At 66.1% G+C, this 19,521-nt stretch carries 23 protein-coding genes and 2 pseudogenes; 17 read left to right on the top strand and 8 right to left on the bottom strand.

Annotated features, from left to right (window positions below; genetic code table 11):
- Positions 1-18 precede the first annotated feature (18 nt).
- Positions 19-759 (top strand): AzlC family ABC transporter permease, encoded by a 741-nt coding sequence (locus tag NOF53_RS23860; RefSeq protein WP_255973464.1) that lies wholly within the window; start codon positions 19-21, stop codon positions 757-759.
- Positions 752-1,081, top strand: coding sequence for a branched-chain amino acid transporter permease (locus NOF53_RS23865; protein WP_255973466.1), 330 nt, complete (start codon positions 752-754; stop codon positions 1,079-1,081). The genes NOF53_RS23860 and NOF53_RS23865 overlap by 8 nt, the downstream gene beginning before the upstream one ends.
- Here the strand turns inward: NOF53_RS23865 and NOF53_RS23870 are convergent.
- Positions 1,082-2,479 (bottom strand): annotated as a pseudogene (locus tag NOF53_RS23870) (sensor domain-containing protein); the annotation flags it as partial.
- Between the two features lie 132 nt (positions 2,480-2,611).
- On the opposite strand from NOF53_RS23870, the gene NOF53_RS23875 reads away from it, so the two are divergent.
- A complete protein-coding gene (locus NOF53_RS23875) occupies positions 2,612-3,499 on the top strand; it encodes a DUF4436 family protein (protein WP_255973468.1) in 888 nt (295 codons plus the stop codon).
- Between the two features lie 5 nt (positions 3,500-3,504).
- On the opposite strand, the gene NOF53_RS23880 is transcribed toward NOF53_RS23875, so the two are convergent.
- Positions 3,505-3,864 carry an Rv2640c family ArsR-like transcriptional regulator gene (locus NOF53_RS23880; RefSeq protein ID WP_255973470.1) on the bottom strand — a complete coding sequence of 120 codons (360 nt, stop codon included), beginning with the start codon at positions 3,862-3,864 and terminating at the stop codon, positions 3,505-3,507.
- 93 nt (positions 3,865-3,957) lie between these two features.
- Between NOF53_RS23880 and NOF53_RS23885 the strand changes: the two genes are divergently transcribed.
- Positions 3,958-4,380: an ArsI/CadI family heavy metal resistance metalloenzyme gene (locus NOF53_RS23885; RefSeq protein WP_255973472.1), complete on the top strand. Its 423-nt coding sequence runs from the start codon at positions 3,958-3,960 to the stop codon at positions 4,378-4,380.
- A gap of 37 nt (positions 4,381-4,417) precedes the next feature.
- Here the strand turns inward: NOF53_RS23885 and NOF53_RS23890 are convergent, their stop codons facing one another.
- The gene (locus tag NOF53_RS23890; protein ID WP_255973474.1) at positions 4,418-5,293 is read right to left on the bottom strand and encodes an amidohydrolase family protein; all 876 of its coding nucleotides are present in this window, start codon (positions 5,291-5,293) and stop codon (positions 4,418-4,420) included.
- An 80-nt stretch (positions 5,294-5,373) separates the two neighbouring features.
- The gene (locus NOF53_RS23895; protein ID WP_255973476.1) at positions 5,374-5,892 is read right to left on the bottom strand and encodes a ribonuclease H family protein; all 519 of its coding nucleotides are present in this window, start codon (positions 5,890-5,892) and stop codon (positions 5,374-5,376) included.
- Between the two features lie 82 nt (positions 5,893-5,974).
- On the opposite strand from NOF53_RS23895, the gene NOF53_RS23900 reads away from it, so the two are divergent.
- The 9 genes and pseudogenes from NOF53_RS23900 (at position 5,975) to NOF53_RS23940 (ending at position 12,570) form a co-directional block, all read left to right on the top strand.
- Positions 5,975-6,901, top strand: a complete 927-nt coding sequence (locus NOF53_RS23900) for a DNA-3-methyladenine glycosylase family protein (RefSeq protein ID WP_255973478.1) — start codon at positions 5,975-5,977, stop codon at positions 6,899-6,901.
- A 96-nt stretch (positions 6,902-6,997) separates the two neighbouring features.
- On the top strand, positions 6,998-7,690 hold the full coding sequence (locus tag NOF53_RS23905) for an energy-coupling factor ABC transporter permease (RefSeq protein WP_255973614.1): 693 nt from the start codon (positions 6,998-7,000) through the stop codon (positions 7,688-7,690).
- Complete coding sequence (locus NOF53_RS23910; protein ID WP_255973480.1) at positions 7,687-8,046, top strand: PDGLE domain-containing protein; 360 nt, start codon at positions 7,687-7,689, stop codon at positions 8,044-8,046. Before NOF53_RS23905 ends, NOF53_RS23910 begins: the two co-directional genes overlap by 4 nt.
- Before the next feature lie 2 nt (positions 8,047-8,048).
- A complete protein-coding gene (gene cbiQ / locus NOF53_RS23915) occupies positions 8,049-8,813 on the top strand; it encodes a cobalt ECF transporter T component CbiQ (RefSeq protein WP_255973482.1) in 765 nt (254 codons plus the stop codon).
- Complete coding sequence (locus NOF53_RS23920; RefSeq protein WP_255973484.1) at positions 8,810-9,622, top strand: energy-coupling factor ABC transporter ATP-binding protein; 813 nt, start codon at positions 8,810-8,812, stop codon at positions 9,620-9,622. Before cbiQ ends, NOF53_RS23920 begins: the two co-directional genes overlap by 4 nt.
- 37 nt (positions 9,623-9,659) lie before the next feature.
- On the top strand, positions 9,660-10,724 hold the full coding sequence (locus NOF53_RS23925) for a methyltransferase domain-containing protein (protein WP_255973486.1): 1,065 nt from the start codon (positions 9,660-9,662) through the stop codon (positions 10,722-10,724).
- Positions 10,725-11,176: 452 nt separating this feature from the next.
- Entirely contained in the window at positions 11,177-11,602 is a 426-nt protein-coding gene (locus tag NOF53_RS23930; RefSeq protein WP_255973488.1) for a hypothetical protein, read from the top strand.
- A 106-nt stretch (positions 11,603-11,708) separates the two neighbouring features.
- Positions 11,709-12,178 (top strand): annotated as a pseudogene (locus NOF53_RS23935) (MarR family winged helix-turn-helix transcriptional regulator).
- Entirely contained in the window at positions 12,175-12,570 is a 396-nt protein-coding gene (locus NOF53_RS23940; RefSeq protein ID WP_255973490.1) for a DUF5313 family protein, read from the top strand. The pseudogene NOF53_RS23935 and the gene NOF53_RS23940 overlap by 4 nt, the downstream one beginning before the upstream one ends.
- Positions 12,571-12,866: 296 nt before the next feature.
- Here the strand turns inward: NOF53_RS23940 and NOF53_RS23945 are convergent, their stop codons facing one another.
- The 4 genes from NOF53_RS23945 to NOF53_RS23960 form a co-directional block, all read right to left on the bottom strand.
- Complete coding sequence (locus tag NOF53_RS23945) at positions 12,867-13,238, bottom strand: type II toxin-antitoxin system VapC family toxin (protein WP_308213862.1); 372 nt, start codon at positions 13,236-13,238, stop codon at positions 12,867-12,869.
- A 5-nt stretch (positions 13,239-13,243) separates the two neighbouring features.
- Positions 13,244-13,492 carry a type II toxin-antitoxin system Phd/YefM family antitoxin gene (locus NOF53_RS23950; protein WP_255973494.1) on the bottom strand — a complete coding sequence of 83 codons (249 nt, stop codon included), beginning with the start codon at positions 13,490-13,492 and terminating at the stop codon, positions 13,244-13,246.
- Between the two features lie 87 nt (positions 13,493-13,579).
- Positions 13,580-14,776 carry a CaiB/BaiF CoA transferase family protein gene (locus NOF53_RS23955; protein ID WP_255973496.1) on the bottom strand — a complete coding sequence of 399 codons (1,197 nt, stop codon included), beginning with the start codon at positions 14,774-14,776 and terminating at the stop codon, positions 13,580-13,582.
- Between the two features lie 8 nt (positions 14,777-14,784).
- Positions 14,785-15,150, bottom strand: a complete 366-nt coding sequence (locus NOF53_RS23960; protein ID WP_255973499.1) for an ArsR/SmtB family transcription factor — start codon at positions 15,148-15,150, stop codon at positions 14,785-14,787.
- Between the two features lie 168 nt (positions 15,151-15,318).
- On the opposite strand from NOF53_RS23960, the gene NOF53_RS23965 reads away from it, so the two are divergent.
- From NOF53_RS23965 to NOF53_RS23980, 4 genes are read left to right on the top strand one after another with little or no spacing between them, the layout of a single operon-like run.
- Positions 15,319-16,887 (top strand): long-chain-fatty-acid--CoA ligase, encoded by a 1,569-nt coding sequence (locus NOF53_RS23965; protein ID WP_255973502.1) that lies wholly within the window; start codon positions 15,319-15,321, stop codon positions 16,885-16,887.
- Complete coding sequence (locus tag NOF53_RS23970; protein WP_255973504.1) at positions 16,884-17,960, top strand: MBL fold metallo-hydrolase; 1,077 nt, start codon at positions 16,884-16,886, stop codon at positions 17,958-17,960. The genes NOF53_RS23965 and NOF53_RS23970 overlap by 4 nt, the downstream gene beginning before the upstream one ends.
- Positions 17,957-18,718, top strand: coding sequence for a crotonase/enoyl-CoA hydratase family protein (locus tag NOF53_RS23975; protein WP_255973506.1), 762 nt, complete (start codon positions 17,957-17,959; stop codon positions 18,716-18,718). Before NOF53_RS23970 ends, NOF53_RS23975 begins: the two co-directional genes overlap by 4 nt.
- Positions 18,715-19,518 carry an enoyl-CoA hydratase/isomerase family protein gene (locus NOF53_RS23980; protein ID WP_255973508.1) on the top strand — a complete coding sequence of 268 codons (804 nt, stop codon included), beginning with the start codon at positions 18,715-18,717 and terminating at the stop codon, positions 19,516-19,518. Before NOF53_RS23975 ends, NOF53_RS23980 begins: the two co-directional genes overlap by 4 nt.
- Positions 19,519-19,521 lie beyond the last annotated feature (3 nt).

Genomic DNA, 19,521 nt, shown 5'->3' on the forward strand with positions numbered 1-19,521 from the left:
TCGCTATACCTTTGCGTAGTGACCGAATCAGCACCCCAGTCGACGGCCACCGTCGTCGGCGCCGAGGCTCCGCCTTCCTCGGAACTACGCCGCGCTCTCCGCGCCTCACTCCCCGTCGGGGTCGGACTGTTTCCCCTCGGTATCGCCCTCGGGGTCCTCGTTGTGCAACAGGGGCTGAGCCCATGGTGGGCACTGGTCTTCACGTCGCTGATCTATGCCGGTTCACTCGAATTCGTCGCAGTGGGACTGGTGACCGCGATGACGCCACTGCCCTACATCGCGCTGACCGCACTGCTCGTGAACTTTCGGCACGTCTTCTACGCGCTCAGCTTTCCGCTCGACACGATCAAGGGCCGGCCGGCGCGCCTCTACAGCATGTTCGCGCTCACCGACGAGGCCTACGCCATGGCGGTCACCAGCGACCGCAAGGCGGTGTCCGGGCGGATGATCGTGTACACCCAGCTGTACCTCCACGCCTACTGGATCGGCGGCGCCGCGCTCGGCGCCGTTGCTGCCCAATGGATCCCGGACAGCATCGTCGGCATGGACTTCGCGTTGACCGCGTTGTTCGTCGTACTGTCCATCGAGGCCGTCCGAGCGCAGCGTGGCCTCGCAGTTCCCCTGATGGGCGTCACCTGCGCTGTGGTCGCGCGCCTGGTCGACGTCGACCACATGCTGCCGCTGGCAATGGGGGCATTCGTGAGTCTGCTCATCCTTCGATACGTCATCACTCGGAAGAAAGTTGCCGGCGATGCCTGAGTCGGGTTACCTTCTCGCGGCCGTGGCCGTCATGGCGATTGTCACCTTCGCCCTCCGCGCCATCCCGTTCGCGGTTCTCCACCCGTTGCGATCCTCGGCGCTGGTCGGTTATCTCGGCGTGTTCATGCCGGCCGGAATCATGTCGATCCTGGTGGTCTACTCGCTGAAGAACGTGTCGATCACCGTCCCGGCGCACGGATTACCCGAACTGCTCGCCGTGGCAGCAACCGCCGCGGTGCACCTGTGGCGCAAGAATGCGGTGCTCTCGATCGTGGTCGGGACCGGGCTGTACGTGATCCTGATGAACTGGGTTTTCGGCTGAGTAGAGGGCATACCCGCCGGCACCTCCTGCCTTCGCCCGATACATCGCCGAGTCCGCGCGGCGAACCAACTCTTCGCGCATGCAGTCCGGATCCGAGAGGGCGATACCGACGCTGCCACTGATCGGCAACTGGAGGCGTGCCACCTGGTTCAGCACAGCCAAACTGTCGGTGATGCCCTTGGCGACGGCGATTGCCTCGTCGGCGTCCGCGATGTGCTCGCACACGACTAAAAATTCGTCGCCTCCGATCCGGGCGACGGTATCGTCCGGACGCACTGCCGAGCGCAGGTGGTCGGCGAGGACGACGAGCACGTCGTCGCCACCGGCATGGCCGAGGCTGTCGTTCTGGATTTTGAAGTCGTCGAGATCGATCAGCAACAGAGCCATGGTGGTGCTCTCGGCCCGCGCCGCATCGAGAGCCGAGTCGATTCGTCGGCGGGCCAGCGTCCGGTTCGGTAACCCCGTCAGGGGGTCGTGCAGACTTTGATGCAGCAGTTGCGCTTCCACCTCGATGCGGCGGATCGCCGCCGACAGCACTGCCGTCACCGATCGGAGAAAGGCCAGATCTCGGTCGGTGTAGTCGCGGGGGCGATGACTGTGCGCGGTGAGCACTCCCCACACCGGGTCGGCACCGATCGGCACACACACCCCGCTCTGCAGCGCACGTCTGGTCATCGCCGCCGTGGAGAAACGGGTCTCGTGGGTTCGGTCGGGGCACACCACCACTGACTCGGCCACGGCGGTATATCCAGGCTGTGAGCCCGTACCGGGCGCGAAGCTCACCGGTCCCGGCGCCGGACCCCGGTACGCAAGGACGGTCAGTTCCTCCCCTTCGCCGGGAACGCGGGCTATAGACGTACAGCGCACACCCATGAGCGCCGTCGCTGCCCGGGTCGCCGCGTCCAGAAGCTCGTCGAGGTCGCCGTCGACGGCGAGCTGACTCAACTCGGCGATCGCCTGCTGCTCGCGGGCCCGGTACGCGGCCGCCTCGAGAGCGCTGTGCAGTCGGCGTTCTTCTATCTGCGCGCCGCGGCGATCGTGTGCGATCGAGGCGATCACTGTCGGACCGGAGGTGTCGGATTGAACGACGAACGTCGAAATCAACATGGGGATCGGCTCCCCGGTCACGAAATGGCGGAGCTCCGTCAGCCCGGTCCACTCCCCCCGTTCCACGAGGGCCGACTCCACCTCGGGTGCCTGCACCAGACCGACATCGGTGAAGAACTCCGCCGTCGTCCTCGCATAGGCGTCGGCGGGGCTACTCAATCCCACGAGGCGGACGGCCGCCGGATTGAGAAATACGATCCGGCCCGACGCGAACTCCGACAGAAAGACCAGCGTCGGGGCTTGCTCGAGGACTGCGAGAAGCATCTGCGAGTCTTGCAGTCGCGATTCCATGCAGCCCCCCTAGCCAGTGGTGCCGTCCACGATATGTCCCACGTGCTGGCCGTGATGACCGAGCCCGCCCCGCATCGAACGGGACCACCCGATCAACGACCCCACCCGCCCCGACGGCGGTATGTTGCGACGGTGGCAGCCGAGTCCCCGCTCCTCCTGCGTCACCGGCTCCGGTGGATCGCGACAGCGCTTCTCCTCGCGCTCGTCTACGCCGCGTCCCTCACTGTCTACGGGTTGAGCAGCCGCGACATCGAGGAGGACGTGCCGGTCACTATCGACGACGACGTCGTCATGGTGCTCGTGACCGCAAAATCGCTGCAGCCGACGACCGACCGGATGCAGGCCGAGGTGACGATCGCTGCCGGTCAGGATTTCCTCCACGCCAATGGCGACACCCTGAACCGGGACATCACCCTCCTGCTCGTCCCTAGCACCAGCCACGAGCAGATCGTCTTCCGCGAAGGCACCGCGCCCACGACATTCGACACCGAGTTCATCGCGAACGGCAACGCAGCCACGTGGCCCTTCGACCGGTTCGACGTGAACCCGATGGTGGTCGAGGCGTACCAAGGCCGCGGCGCCGAACGCGAACTGGTACCCACGGGCGTTCTCCTGGACGGACGGGTCGACGGATGGAAGGCGAAGGCCGAAGCAGTGGCGGTCGACACCGACATCTCACGGAACGGCACCGGCGTCGACGTGAGGTTGGCACGCACGGGCGGAAACCTCATCTACGCCGGAATTCTTCTACTGATGATGACGACGTTGGCCGTCCTCGCTGCCTTCGTCGCGCTGCAGACGTTCCGGCGTAAACGGGCCGTCGATACGGACATGCTCGGATGGATGGCCGCAATGCTGTTCGCCGTCGTACCCCTGCGCGGAATCCTGCCGGGCAGCCCGCCCATCGGGTCGTGGGTCGACATCGGGCTCACGGTCTGGGTGGTGTCCACACTGGTCGCATCACTTGCCCTCTTCGTGTTCTGCTGGTGGCGCGACAGCGAGCCCGCCGAAAAAACGTGACCGCGCTACGAGCAGCAGTTCGGGTCCAGGACGAAGCGCAGCGCCTCGAGAGCGTCGCGCTGTGGGCGGTAGTACACATTCATTCCGCGCCGAGTGGGGACGACCATGCCTGCCTTCTTCAGTTGCCCCAGGTGATGACTGACGGTCGATTCGGACACGCCGACACCCGCGGCGAGATCACAGGTACAGACCTCACCCTCGCTAGCGGACAACAGGATCGACATCAGCTTGATGCGCACCGGATCGGCTAGGGCCTTGAGCCGAACGGCCACCTCGAGCGCCGCGTGGTCCGACGTAGGCCCCGACGCGACGGGGGCGCAGCAGATCGGTGACGTCGCATCGATCAGGGGCAAGGCTTTGGGCATGAACCCATTGTGCCCACCTTCTTGACATACGTCAAAAAGGTGGCGCATAGTGGATGAGGTAATTCGATATACATCGAAAAGGTGGAGGATCTCATGTCACGCGTACAGCTCGCCCTCAACGTCGACGACCTCGATCAGGCCGTCTCGTTCTACTCGAAGCTTTTCGGCACGGCGCCCGCGAAACTGAAAGAGGGATATGCCAATTTCGCGATCGCCGAGCCTCCGCTCAAGCTCGTGCTCTTCGAAAATCCCGGCGCCGGCGGCACCATCAACCACCTTGGCGTCGAAGTGGAATCCAGTGACACCGTGCACTCGGAAATCGCCCGACTGACCGAGGAAGGGTTGTTCACCGAGGAAGAACTCGGCACCACCTGTTGCTTCGCCAGCCAGGACAAAGTGTGGGTCACCGGTCCCGCCGGCGAGAAGTGGGAGGTGTACACGGTGCTCGCCGACAGCGACACGTTCCGCGGTGCTCCCCCCGAGCAGGACGCCCCAACCGTGTGCTGTGGGTCGTAAGACTTCCGAGCCGTGAGTGCAACCGGTCAGCCCCGGATCACTCCAGGGCGAACAGCGCCGCGGCGTTGTCGTGACAGACCGAGCGAAGCCAGGACTCACCGAGATCGAACCGGGTGAGACCCTCGAGTGCGTCCAGGTACGGGTACGGGATGTTGGGATAGTCGCTTCCGAACAGGATGCGTTCTTGCAGGTCGGACAACCGGTGTACTGCGTCGCGCGGAAACGGTGTGACCTCTTCGGTGTACTCGGTGAACGCCATCGTGGTGTCGAGGTACACGCCGGCATAGCGTCCCGCGAGGTCCAGGAACTCCCGATACTCGGGCAGGCCCATGTGGGCGATGATCAGGCGCAGTCGTGGATATCGCGCCAGCAAGTCGCCGATCGGCTCGGGGCCGGTGTACTTGCCCGGCGCGGGACCGGATCCGCAATGGATGACCACCGGCGCTCCCGCATCCTGCAATGCTCCCCATACCGGGTCGAGCAGCGGGTCGCCCGGCGAGTAGTCGCCGACCTGGATGTGGGATTTGAACACTCGGGTGCCCGATTCGATCGCCTCGGGAACGTAGGCGGCCGCGGATTCCTCCGGGTAGAACGTCGCCGTCCGGATGCAGTCGGGTGTGCGGTCGGCGAAGTCGGCCGCCCACTGATTCAGCCACGCAGCCATCTCCGGCTTGTGCGGATAGATCATGGACGTGAACCGCCGGACCCCGAACGCACGGAGTTGTTCGACGCGAACATCTTCCTCGTGCCGGTAGGTGATCGGCCACGCGCGTCCGGTGAGGGGACCCACCGCGTCGAAGTACCGCCAGACCTTCTCCATCACGTTGGCGGGCATGAAGTGGGTATGAACATCGACGATGCCGGGCAGCCCCAGCGCACGCCAGAACTCCTGCACCCGCAGATCCTCGGTCACGACTTCTCCTCGACAGCCGGCGTCCTCGACACCAGCAGCATCTTCGACAGCAGTATCTTCGAAAGCAGGAACCGAGAGGTTCAGAACAGGGTGAACGCGTCTTCGGCGTCCGCGGGGGACGCGACCACGGGCGTAGCGGGAACCGGAGTGGGTGCAGCCACCGGCTCACCGGACGCGACAGCCCGTGCCGCCTCACCGGCGAGCACGTCGGCCATCTCGTTGTAATGATTGCCGACGTGACCGCGTACCCAGCGGAAACGCACCGGTCCGGAACGTTCGTTGATGGCCTGGTCGATAGCCTGGACCAGGGCGAGATTTTTCACCGGAGCGCCGGCCGCCGTCTTCCAGCCCTTGCGCTTCCAACCGGGCAGCCATTCCGATGCACACTTGATGGCGTACTGGGAATCCGACTCGATCAGGAGCGGATCCGGTCCGGGATGCGCAGTGATGGCCTCGAGCAGCGCCCGCAGCTCGGCGATCTGGTTGGTTCCCGAGGATTCACCCCCGGATCGGCTGGGACCTTCGTGATTGACCCATGCCCAGCCGATCGCCCCACCGGGGTTACGCAGACAGGATCCGTCGGTACTCACGATGATCATGGCTGGGACTTTACGTGCGCTCCCCGACAACCGCGGGTAGCGGTGGCCGACATGTCGTGGGGAGACGGATACGCTGCACTCGATGACGGCTTCGCTGGAAGTGGTCGAGACCACCCTGACCGCGCGGCGTCCATTGGACGTCGCGATGACGTTGCATCCCCTGCAGCGCGGCAAGGGCGACCCCTGTCACCGGCGTGCGGTCGACGGATCGATCTGGCGGACGTCGGTGCAGGCGTCCGGTCCGGTCACCTATCGCCTCACGCAGACCGACCGCCACACCGTGCGCTGTCAGGCCTGGGGCGAGGGCGCCCACGAGTTGGCCGCCGGACTGCACCGCCTCGTCGGCGAGCACGACGAGTGTGAAGACTTCGCGCCGCAGCACCCGACTCTCGCCGAGGCCCACCGCCGCTTCCCCCACCTGTGTCTGGGGCGCACCGACCGGGTGCTCGAAGCCTTGGTCCCGGCGATCCTCGAGCAGCGGGTCCACGGCATCGCCGCGTTCGCGTCGTGGCGGCGTCTGGTGTGGAAGTTCGGTACGCCGGCTCCCGGCCCGGCCCCCGACGGCATGCTGGTGCCGCCCACGGCGCAGGTGTGGCGGCGAGTGCCATCGTGGGAGTTCCACCGCGCAAACGTGGACCCCAGCCGTGCTCGCACTATCGTGCGCTGTGCGCAGGTCGCGGACCGGCTGGAGAAGATCGTCGACCTGTCCCCGGAGGAAGCGACCCGCCGCCTGATGTCCATACCCGGTGTGGGCATCTGGACCGCGGCCGAAGTGTCGCAACGGGCACTCGGCGATTCGGACGCTTTATCCGTCGGCGACTACCACCTGGCATCGATGGTCGGGTGGTCGTTGCTCGGCAAGCCCCTCGACGACGCCGAGATGGTGGCGTACCTGGAACCGGTTCGCCCGCATCGCTACCGTGCCGTGCGGTTGCTGATGGTCAGCGGCAACGCGATCAAACCGAAGTTCGGACCGCGCACACCCGTCGTGGACCACAGCTGGCATTGAGAACTTATGAACAGCTGTTCAAGTGTTCACACGAGAAACTAGACTCCAAAGACGGGACAGCAACCGGCCGAGGAGAGTGACGTGGAGTCCGTAGCCATGCACATGAGTGACGGGCTGATCAACGCCCCCACGTCCGTTCTGTTCCTGGCTGTCGCGGTGGTGGGGCTGTCTGTCGCCACCTGGCGGGCCCGATCGGAACTCGACGATCGCACCGCCCCCATGGCCGGTCTCGTGGCCGCCTTCATCTTCGCGGTGCAGATGGTGAATTTTCCTGTTCTTCCCGGTGTCAGCGGTCATCTCCTCGGCGGCGCACTGGCGGCCATTCTGGTCGGGCCCTACACGGGGGCGTTGTGCATCTCGATCGTGCTGATCGTGCAGGCGTTGCTCTTCGCGGACGGCGGTCTGACCGCGCTGGGAGCGAACATCACCAACATGGCGATCATCGGGGTGACGGTCGGCTACGCCGTCGCGCTGGTTCTGCGCCGGCTCGCACGACCCGAGAATCTCCGTCTCCGCGTGCTCGGTGGGCTCGCGTTCATGGCCGCCGTCTGCGGGACCGTCGCGGCGTCCATGGGTTTCGTCCTCGAATTTGCGATCGGCGGTCAGCCCACGGCGGGCGACTCTACTTCGCTCGGCTCGGTGGCGGCCTTCGTTCTCGGTGCCCACACCCTGATCGGAATCGGTGAAGGCCTCATCACCGCCGTCACGGTCACGGCAGTGGCCCGGGCCCGGCCCGACCTCGTATACCTGCTCCGAACCGCGCCGCGCGCAGTGGCGGTGGGCGCATGAGTATGTCGTCGTGGTCGTCCCGCCGGTTCCTTCTCGGGTTCGCCCTCGCGGTACTGCTCATTGCCGGTGTGGTGTCTTCTCTTGCCAGCGCGAGTCCCGACGGCCTCGACGCCGCCACGCTGCGCGGATGCGACACCGTCGAGACGGAGACCGGAGAAGCGCTGGTGGGCGACTGCATAGCGAAGAACGCCGCGGACCATCAGTTGTCGGCCACCCCTCTCGCCGACTATGCGGTGGGTGGACGGTCCGGCCTCACCGGAGTCGCCGGGATCATCGGCGCGGTCGCGACCTTCGCTGTCGCGGCCGTAGTGTTCCGGCTCCTCGCCCGTGCGCGGCGTCACCGAGCCGGACCGTGATCATGGGTTCCGGTCACGCCCAGCCGCTCTATCGCCACGGCACGTCCGTGGTCCACCGACTTCCGGCCGAGGTGAAGATCGTGTGCGCGGTGGTGTCGGTCTTCGCAGTGGTGGCGACGCCCCGCGAGGCTTTCTGGGCCTTCGCCGTCTACCTCGCAGTCCTGGCGGCGGTATGGCGAATCGCCGGAATTCCTCTGGCCTGGCTTGCACCCCGAATGCTGATCGAACTGCCTTTCGTCACACTGGCTGTGCTGTTGCCGTTCGCCGAGGGCGGCGACCGGGTTCCGGTCCTCGGACTGTCGCTGTCGGTGGCCGGACTGCACGCCGCCTGGGGAATTCTGGTGAAAGGCACCCTCGGCGTGCTGGTGTCACTCACTCTTGCTGCCACCACACCGGCCCGTGATCTGCCGGTGGGACTTGCTCATCTGCACGTGCCCGCGCTGTTCACCACGATCGTGGTCCTCATGCTGCGGTATCTCGATCTACTCACCTCAGAGGTCGCACGGATGCGCACCGCACGCCTGTCCCGGGGTGACGATCCGCGGACACTGCGTCAGATCGGCGCCACCGCGCAGGGCGTAGGCGGGTTGTTCGTGCGTTCGTACGAACGTGGCGAACGAGTTCATCTGGCCATGCTGTCGCGCGGGTTCACGGGCGCGGTTCCCACAGTCGGTGCTCCTACGGCGTCCGCCGCGACGTGGTCGGCCGGTCTCGTCCCCGCCGTCTGCGCGGTGGGCATCGCTCTCGCGGCCTGGACCTTCCGATGACGGCCGCCGTGCATCTCGAGAGTGTGTCGTACTCCTACCCGGATGGCAGGAGGGCACTCGACCGGGTCGACCTCGCCGTGAGCCCCGGCGAGCGGGTAGCGGTGCTCGGCCCGAACGGTGCCGGCAAGACCACACTGATGCTGCACCTCAACGGGATTCTGACCGCCTCGGACGGCCGGATCACCATCGGCGGAGTGACATTGTCGCGCAACACCGACCGGAACACGTTGCGCGACGTGCGGCGCCGGGTCGGCATCGTCTTCCAGGATCCGGACGATCAGCTCTTCATGCCCACCGTCGCGCAAGACGTCGCCTTCGGCCCGGCGAATTTCGGTGTCACGGGCGTGGCGCTCGAAAACCGGGTGCGCACCGCATTGGCCGCCGTCGACATGATGTCGCATGCCGAGCGCAACCCCGTGCACCTTTCGGTGGGGCAACGGCGCCGGGTCGCTCTGGCCACCGTCCTCGCGTGCGCTCCGGACGTGCTCGTGCTGGACGAGCCGTCGAGCAACCTCGATCCGGTTGCCCGGCGTGAACTGGCCGAAGTCCTGCTCGGGGTGGGCACCACCCAACTGCTGGTGACCCATGATCTTCCCTACGCTGCGCAGCTGTGCACCCGTGCGGTGATCCTCGACGAAGGCCGGGTGGTGGCAGACGGCCCGATCCTCGCTCTGCTCGCCGACACGGACCTGCTCGCCCGCCACCGCCTCGAGCTGCCGTGGGGTTTCCAGCTTCCCGGACCTTCGACCGGCTCCGGCGCGAATGTGCACCGCGAGCAACCGAAACCGGGACATCACCTGCCGCTGTAGGTCACCATGAGGGGACCACCCACAACGGAGGTCAGCGATGTCCACACCTGCAGCCGACGCAGTGGCGCAACGCGTCTTCGACGCCTCCCTCGGCGCGATCGACCTCCTCTCCATCCATCTGGGCGACCGACTCGGCTGGTATCGCAGTCTCGCGGATCAAGGCGCGGCGACCGCGGACGAACTGGCCGAACGCACCTCGACCCATCCGCGTTACGCACGGGAGTGGCTCGAACAACAGTCGGTGACGGGGCTGCTCACGGCGGACGACGGCGAACCACGAAGATTCGCGTTGGTACCCGGCGCTGCCGAAGTGTTCACGGATGAGAAAAGTCTGGCCTACCTGGCGCCACTGGCGCGGATCTTTGTCGCTGCCACCACACAGATGCCCGCGCTGATCGACGCGTATCGCACGGGAGGCGGTGTGGGATGGGCACAGTACGGTGTCGATGCGAGGGAATCACAGGCAGACATGAATCGTCCGTGGTACGAGCAGGTTCTGCCCGGAGCGCTCGCGTCGGTACCCGAAGTCGACACGCTTCTACGCACTCCCGGCGCCGCCATCGCCGATGTCGGATGCGGTGGTGCATGGTCCACCATCGCCCTCGCCCGCGCATACCCCGAAGCCCGCCTCGACGGCTACGACATCGACAGTGCGACCGTCGAACTCGCGACCGACAACGTCCGCGCGCAGGGTGACCTTGCCGACCGGATCACGATCATCGAGTCCGACGCCGCGGGCATACCGGAGGGTGCCTACACCGCAGCATTCGCCTTCGAGTGCATCCACGACATGCCCGCGCCCGTCGACGTATTGACGGCGGTACGCAAAGCGCTGGCGCCCGGTGGCGTCATGATCGTCATGGACGAGGCGGTGGACGACGAGTTCTCGGCGCCGGGAAGCGACACCGAGCGGTTGATGTACGGGTTCAGCCTGACCGTGTGCCTGCCGGACGGAATGAGTCACAGTCCCAGCGCGGCCACCGGAACGGTCATGCGCCCGAGCACATTGCGGAATTACGCGGAGGCTGCTGGTTTCGGCTCGATGGACATCCTTCCCATCGAGGACTTCGGATTCTGGCGCTTCTACCGCCTGACGGTGTGATGCCTCCGCTGCATCGACGAAGCCGGACGGCAGGGTTGGCGAGCAGTCTGTAACGAATTTTGGATAAACGCCGAAAAGTGGGATACCCGAAGGGGAAGATGTTCAGCAGTAGGCAGGTTGAAGACGCTTTCGCCGATCGGGGCAACGAAGAGCGCCAGATCGAACCAGTTCGTCGTTTGTTATCCGGCTACTACGCATGGGAAACACCATGACACTGCAGGAAAGCACAGGGTCGCTGATCGCCCCTCTGCGCGTGTCCTGCCCCCTTCGCCTCTCCAGGCCGAGAGATGAATTCGGGAGGGCTATGGAGTAGGCGACTCACCGGGGAGCATCACCGCGCACCCACATATGCATGTAGCCGTTCGGCACTTCCAGCGAATATGGTCCACGCACAACAATGTTCGGTGCTCAGGTGGAGTCCGTGTTCGTCCTACGACATGGTGGGAGATCTCATGAAACTTCTCAGAACTCTGGCATTGTCCATTTTCGTCGTCGCTGCGATGGCCGTCGGCGCCGGCACCGCGTACGCCGATCCCGGCACGCAGGGAATCGACTGGAGCCAGCCCTTGTTGACCCCGACCGCCGAAGGCAGTAGCCAGGTGGCTGAGCAGTTCTTCCCGGAAAATGACGCCAAACAGTCAGCCTTCGACAACATGACCAGCGAGATCAACACCGGCTGGAACAATGCCGGCCTGCAGGGCATGGCCATCGGTTCCAACGTCGGTATGGCTATCGGGTGCGTCTCGATTTTCCCGAACTTCATCGCCGGATGCATCATCGGCGCCGTCGTCGGCACCATTGCAGGAGCCGTCATCGGTGTGGGTGTAGGAAATCCGAACGCGCAGCCTGCGGTGGAGCGTTTCTTCGCCACACCCTGAGCGAAGAGCGAACAGCAGCCCGGCCCTACTCGGGCCGGGCTGCGGTGCTTTACCTCACTTTATTTAGCACACGACTGGTTAGTGCACTAACTATTGGTAACCTGAGCTGGTGACCACGAACGTTGCCGACGACCCCCTCGCGCTCGACAGGCAGGTCTGCTTCGCGCTGGCGGTCGCCAATCGCGCTGTCCTGGGCGTCTACCGGTTCTCGAACCTCTGGGGCTCACACACCCGCAGTACCTGGTGATGCTTGCCCTGTGGGGTACCTCCCCCATGTCGGTCAAGGAGATCGGCACGGCGCTGCAGCTCGATTCGCCCACGTTGTCGCCGCTGCTCAAGCGGCTCGAATCATCGGGGCTTCTCACCCGCACCCGCAGCGCCAACGACGAACGACAGCTCGTCGTCGAACTGACCGAAGCGGGCAAGGCGCTACGCGCACAGGCCGAGAAGGTCCCGCCCGCCGTAGTCGAAGCGCTGGGTGTCGAACTGTCCGAACTGATGGAACTGCACAGCGTGCTGACGCGCATCAACGCTGCCGCCGTGAAGGCGGGCGCGCTCGGAGGAGTGGAGAAATGACCAACCGAAGACACGGCACCCGGACCCGGCCGACGCCCCTTCAGTGGCTCGGCTATTCGTTCGGGCGCAGGTTGCCCGACTCGATGCAGGACTGGGTTCGGGACGATCTGATCGGCGACTGGGCGGTGCCGCGACACCTCGTCCGCAGCATGGTGCCGTTCATTCCGGTGTTCGCGGCATTCTTCCTCTTCCCCGGCCCGGTGTGGTTGCGCGGTTCCATGGTGCTGCTCGGGGTGTTCCTCGCACTCTTCTACAGCGTCGCCTACATGGCGCAGAACCGATCACGCCGCCTCGAAAAGCACGGACTTCCGCCCGACTTGGAAAACCCGAAAGCCAGACGCCGGCACGACGCCGAACGCGCCGCGTACTACCGGGCGCATCCCCGTGCGTGAGAGCTGAGATCCTTCGGGGTGTCCCGATCGACGCCCGCTGCCGGAGACGTGCCGATCAGCTCGAGGCTGTCACATGGCGCGCCCTGATAGTGCCCGATCGACAACCGGCGAGGGATCGTCTACCGGCGACGGGCTCACTGCAGCGGTCGGTTTTGAGTCGAGACCGCCGCGCCGATACGGCCAGGTTCGGTGACAGGTATGCAAGGCATTGTGGCGATGCCGCCAGTCCGCGGCATCAACTTTTACGAGCCCGTCTGTACAAAATACGAATTCGCTTTGCCGGTCACAGGGTGTCGTCAGAGTGTGGCGAAATCCAGCAGGTGTTCGATGCCGCGAAGATCGTCCGCGTTGCGGGTGACGAGTCGGGCGTTGTTCGCGTGCGCGGTGGCGGCGATCATCAGATCGAGGGCTCGGGGCTGAGGTTTGCGGCCGTACGCTCGCACCGCTGCGGCAAGCTGCCCGTAGCTTCGAGCAACACCGGCGTCGACGGGTAGGGGTTCGAATTTGCGTTCCACGGCGATCAGTCGCTGCAACCTCTGAGCACGCTGCAGCGCGGTGGTCGCGACCAGGAGTCCGAAGTGCAATTCGGCCAGGCTCACGGCACTGATCGCGACCTCCCCGTCAATGGGCGGGACATCGTTCGCGATGAGGATGCTCGTATCGAGCACTGTCCTCACCGGGATGCCCAGGGGTCCGCAATCGGATCGTCGATCAGGTTGCGGTCGGCTTCCCACGTCGGATCGGTGTCCGTCTGGAAGATGTCGGCGACCTCGTCGAAGGCGCACCACGTCTTCCGCCCGGCAGGGCCGAGGATTGCGCTCGGCCGGCCGGCGACCGTGATCAGCATCGTCTCCCCGGCTTCGGCACGTTTGACGTAGTCACTGGCATGCTGGCGCAGTTCCTTCAACCCGAGACGCTCCATACTCTGATGGTAGCACTAATGCTACTTTGCTCGCCGGGATAATTAGCGGCGTCAGTCGAGAGCCAGGGACTCGGAGGCTCTACCACGTCAGCCGACGACGCCCGCTGCCCGCATCGCTGCTATGTCCGCAGCAGAACACCCCAGCTCGCCCAGAATGCGATCGGTGTGTTCGCCGAGAGCAGGAATGTCACCCATCCGCATCTCCACGTCGGCGAACGTCATCGGGGGCAGCACGGCGCTGATCTGGCCCACCTCGCTGCCGACCTGGCGCCAGCGGTCGCGTTCCTTCAACTGCGGATGATCGATCAATCCGCCCATATCGTTCATCTCTGCCGCCGGAATTCCCGCATCCGCAAGGGCCTGATCGAGGGCCGCGAGAGTGAATTTCTTCGTCTCCTCGGCGACGAGGGCATCCACCTCAGCGCGATGCTGGACGCGCAGCATATTGGTCGCATATCGGGGATGCTCGGCGAGTTCGGGTCGGCTGAAGACCTCGGTGACCAACTGCCGCCACCCCCGATCGTTCTGGACGCCGATCAGAATGTTGCCGTCGCGGGTGGGGTACGCGTCGTAGGGCACGATCGCGGCGTGTCCCAGGCCGGCACGAGGGATCTGCCGGTCGGCGTACATTTTCATGTACATCGGATGACCCAACCATTCCGTGGTCGCGTCGAACATCGACACGTCGATCTGTGCGCCCACTCCGGTTCGTTCGCGGCGGAACAACGCACTCAATATCGACGTCAGCGCGTACATTCCCGCCGCGATGTCGGACACTGGCACTCCGGTTTTGGTGGCCGTCTCGGGAGTCCCGGTCACGGAGATCATCCCGGTTTCGGCCTGCACCAGCATGTCGTACGCCTTGCGTTCACGCCTCGGCCCCGCCGTCCCGTAACCTGACATGTTCGCCACGATCAACTCGGCGTGCTCCGCGCGCAACGCCTCCGTCCCGAAACCCAGCCTGCTCGCTGCATCGGGCGCCAGATTCTGCACGAACACGTCGGCCCCCGCGATCAATCTCAGGACGGCGTCGCGCCCCTCCTCGGATTTGAGGTCGACGCAGAACGATTCCTTCCCTCGGTTCAACCAAACGAAGTGTGAGGCCTCGCCGAATACGGCGTCGTCGTAGTTACGAGCGAAGTCACCCTCGCCGACGCGCTCCACCTTGATCACGCGGGCGCCCATGTCCGCCAGATGCCGGGTGGCGATCGGGGCGGCCACAGCTTGCTCGAGTGCAACGACGGTGATCCCGTCGAGTGGCAGAGTTCCGGGGTCGTCTTCCATGCAGGACATCACCGTTCCGATTCCGATGCCGGGTGATCGTGATAGTGCGTGGCCCCGATGGCATGCAGCAACTGGTGCACGGTGTCATCGGAGAGCCGATAGCGCATCGAGCGGCCGTCGCGTCTGGCCGACACCCACCCCTGGTGGCGCAGCAGTCGTAATGCGTGTGAGACGGCGGTACCGCTCATCTCCAGCGCTGCCGCGAGGTCGCCGACACAGATGCCCGGCGCGTGGTGTAGGCACAGCAGCAACCGGAGGCGGTTGCCGTCCGACAAGAGTTCGAAGCGGTTGGCCCACCCCTCGATGTCCGGGCTGTGCAGCGCCGCCGCAGCACGCTGAACGTCCGCGGGGTTCAGCGCAGGAGTGGTAGCCACCCAGCCAGTCTACAAACGGCCTGACCACGCGGAGTTCCGCATACATAGGCGATCGCTAAGTGTCCGTACGGTTCTGTGTCTTTGTCTCCGGCGCGATGCGGTGGTCGACTGACGGGACACGGGCACCGGGCAGTCGGCGGTGTGGATCGATCTTCGAGGAGGGCATTTGTGAGCGGGCTGCATCTTCCCCAGCGCGTCCGGCACCATGCCGCCGAACGCCCCGACTCGCCCGCGGTGACGTGGGGGAACACGACCCTGACGAACGCGGAATTCGACCAGCGGACCACTCGCATCGCAACAGCGTTGTCGGCGTTGGCCTCCGGTCGCGGTGCGCGCGTCGGGGCGTTGCTGCGAATGCGTCTCGAGGGCGCCGAATGCTTCGTTGCCGCGGCCAAGGCCGAGCTCGTGTTCGTGCCGCTGAACTGGCGCCTCCCCGCCGCCGAGGCGGCAACGATCGCGGTCGACGCGGCCCTCGAGGTGCTGATCGTCGAGGCCGAGTTCGCCGAGACGGCCGAAGCGGTACGCGAAGCGCTTCCCGGTCTGGTCGTCGTGCTCGTCGACCGCGCGTCGGAGGAAATCCTGCCCGAGGCGTGGACGTGGGATCGGCTCGCCGCTTCGGGCAGCGACACCGATCCGAGGCTGGGCGATGATCCGGACGCGGAATTGCTGCAGTTGTATACGTCGGGCACCACCGGCGCACCCAAGGGTGTGGTCGCGACGCACCGCAATATCCACAACGAGCCCAAGGCCCTCGCAATCTACCGGTGGCGCGCCGACTCGGTGGCCCTCGACGCCCTGCCGTTGTTCCACATCGCCGGCGCCGGGTGGCTCAGTACCTGTCTGTCCGCGGGAGTGCACGTCGTTCTCCTCGGCGCGTTCGACGCTCGCCACGTGGCCGATCTCGTCGAACGACACCGCATCACGCATGCGTTCCTTGTTCCTTCGGCGATCCAGATGCTGCTGGACCTGCGCGGCCTCGGCGATCGCGACCTGTCCAGTCTTCAACTGATCGCGTACGGCTCCGCGCCGGTCACTCCCGCCCTGTTGCGCCGCGCCATCGACCGGCTCGGCTGCGCATTCGTGCAGCGGTACGGGATGACAGAGACGACGGGATCGGTCAGTGCGCTCACCGCCGAGGACCACGATCCGGCCGGTGACCGTACGTACCTGTTGCGATCCGCGGGCAAACCCATGCCCGGCGTCGAGGTGGCGATCCGCGACGTCGCGACCGGTGCGGACCTGCCGGCCGGGGTGTCCGGGGAGATTGTCTGCCGCTCCCGCAACAACGTCGCCGGCTATTGGCGGCGTCCCGACGAGACAGCGCAACTCTTCACTCCCGACGGCTTCTTGCGGACCGGCGACACCGGGCATCTCGATGACGACGGGTATCTGTATGTCACCGACCGGGTGAAGGACATGATCATCACCGGCGGTGAGAACGTCTATCCGATCGAGGTCGAATCGGTGCTGGCCGAACATCCCGCTGTGGCAGAGGTCGCCGTGATCGGTGTCCCGGACCGGACGTGGGGTGAGGCCGTCACCGCGGTGATCCGCGTGGCCGAGGGCGCCCTCCCGACCGCCGCCGAACTCGTCGCCTTCAGCGCGGGGCGGCTCGCGTCCTACAAGAAACCGAGACACATCCATTTCGTGACCGCGCTACCACGCAACGCCGGCGGCAAGGTTCTCAAACGGAGGCTGCGCGACGAACTGGGAGGGTCGGAGGTGGTGTCGTCGTGATCGTCACCGAAGACGTCGGAAACGTCCAGCGCGAGGCCTGGGCCCGCGGGGTGCTGCCACCGGTCGAGACCGTGCGTCCCGGACTCTGGTCGATCCCGGTGCCGATGCCCCGGAACCCGTTGCGCTACGTGCTGATCTACGCCCTTGCCCTGCCCGACGGTCTCGCGCTGATCGACGTCGGTTGGGACTCCGAGGAGTCGTGGCTGGCCCTTTGCCGCGGCATCGCGGAGACGGGGCACCGCGTCACCGATGTCCGGTACGCCGCCGTCACCCATTTGCATCCCGACCACTTCGGTCTCGCACCGCGGTTGCGGGACATCAGCGGCGCCACCCTCGCGATGCACGCTGCAGATGCCGCACTGCTCGGCCACCGCACCGCGGGCGACGACACCGCCGACGAACGGACGTGGGAAATCCAGCTCGATCGGCTCGGTGCCCCTGCCGGGGTTCGCGCCGCGGCCCGTGTCGATCTGGTTCGATTCGGGCCGGGCGAGACCGTCGACGTGGTGCTCGACGACGGCAGCCCGCTGAATCTGCCCGGCTGGGACCTGCGGGCGGTGTGGACGCCGGGGCACACCCCCGGCCATCTGACCTTCGTGGACGAAACCCACGGTGTGTTGTTCAGCGGCGACCACATGCTTCCCCGCATCAGCCCGAACATCTCCACTGTTCCCGGCGAGCTGGACAACCCGCTGCACCGCTACCTGCTCTCACTGCACGCCACCACGACCATGCCGGACGGCCTGGTGCTCCCGGCCCACGAGTACCGCTTCCGCGGCATCGCCGATCGGGCGCAGCAGCTGATGAGTCACCACGAGGAGCGGTTCGCTGAGATCGTGGCCGCCCTCCACGCCCGCCCGGAGTCGACTGCGTGGGAGATCTCGGCTCACATCGCGTGGTCGCGCCCGTTCGACTCCATGTCCGAACGTCTCTTGCGCCTCGCTGTCCGTGAGACGCATGCCCACCTGCTGGTACTCGCCGACCGCGGGCACATCCGCTCGCTCGGTGGCAACCCGGAACGCTGGACACTCCCGATCCCCACCGCCCCGAAACCAGAGAAGGACACCTCATGAGCGTGGTTCTCACCGATTTCGCCGACGGCGTCGCCGTCATCACCCTGAACCGGCCGGAGGCGAGGAACGCCGTCGACCTCGAGGTCGCAAAGGCCCTCGCCGCGGCCGTCGACGAGTTCGAAGCGCGGCCCGACCTCACCATCGCAATCCTCACCGGCGCGGGTGGAACGTTCTGCGCGGGTATGGATTTGAAGGCCTTCACCCGCGGGGAGCGCCCGTCACTGCCGGGGCGGGGTTTCGGTGGGCTCACCGAGGCGCCGCCGACGAAGCCACTCGTCGCCGCGGTGGAGGGATGGGCACTGGCCGGCGGATGTGAGCTGGCATTGTCGGCCGACCTCATCGTCGCGGCGCGGGACGCCAAGTTCGGGCTTCCCGAGGTGAAGCGCGGATTAGCCGCAGCCGCAGGCGGTTTGCTGCGGCTACCCAAGGTACTGCCCTACCCGATCGCCATGGAGATGGCGATCACCGGCGACCCGCTCACGGCAGAAGCGGCCCACGCGCACGGCCTCGTCAACCACCTCACCGAACCCGGCGACGCACTCGCCACCGCACGCGCGCTGGCCGCCCGCGTCGCCGCCAACGGTCCCCTCGCGGTCCGGGCCACCAAACAGGTAGTCGCGATGTCTGCCCGATACACCGACCCCGACGCGTTCGCCGCGCAGCGGCAGTACCTCGACTCGGTGTTCGCATCCGAGGACGCGCAGGAAGGTGCGCGCGCGTTCGCCGAGAAGCGCTCACCCGTGTGGTCCGGCCGATGAGCGAGGACGTGGTATCCGTGACCCGCGACGGCGCAGTGGCCACCGTGACACTCGATCGGCCCGACCGCATGAACGCGCTGACCCTGGACGCCTTCGCCGAGTTCGGGAACGCTCTGCGTGGGCTCGAAGCGGATCGCCACATACGGGCCGTAGTCGTCACCGGTGCCGGCGGCAACTTCTGCACAGGCGCCGACGTCGAACGACGGACTGCGCAACATCCTCTCGACCGGATGCGGACGATCAACTCCGTCGCCGCGACACTTGCCGAATTCCCGAAGCCGGTGATCGCCCAGGTGGAGGGGTACGCGGTGGGCGCCGGGTGGAACCTCGCCCTGCTGTGCGACCTCGTGGTGGCCTCCACCACCGCGAAATTCAGTCAGATCTTCGCCAAACGGGGACTGTCGGTCGACTTCGGCGGGTCGTGGGTGCTTCCCCGGCTCGTGGGACTACACCAGGCCAAACGCCTGGTGATGCTTGCCGAGATGGTCGACGCCGCCGAGGCCCACGCTCTCGGTCTCGTATCGGTGTTGGCGGAGCCGTCCGAACTGGAGACCGTCACGCAGGACCTCGCGCGCCGACTCGCCGCCGGACCCCCGGTCGCGGTGACGCAATCCGCCCGGCTCCTCGAACAGGGGTCGTCCTCGTCGCTGCGGGAGGCGCTGGAGAACGAGGCGCGAGCGCAAGCCGTCAACTTCGCGACCGATGCACCGGACGCCTTCCGGGCGTTCGCGCTGAAACGCCCTCCCGCGTTCACCGGCGACTGGGTGGTGCCGGGCGCGACCACGGCTTCCGTACGATGACCG

Origin of the sequence: Rhodococcus tibetensis (assembly GCF_024438035.1) — a bacterium.
GTDB classification, from domain to species: Bacteria; Actinomycetota; Actinomycetes; order Mycobacteriales; family Mycobacteriaceae; genus Rhodococcus_F; species Rhodococcus_F tibetensis.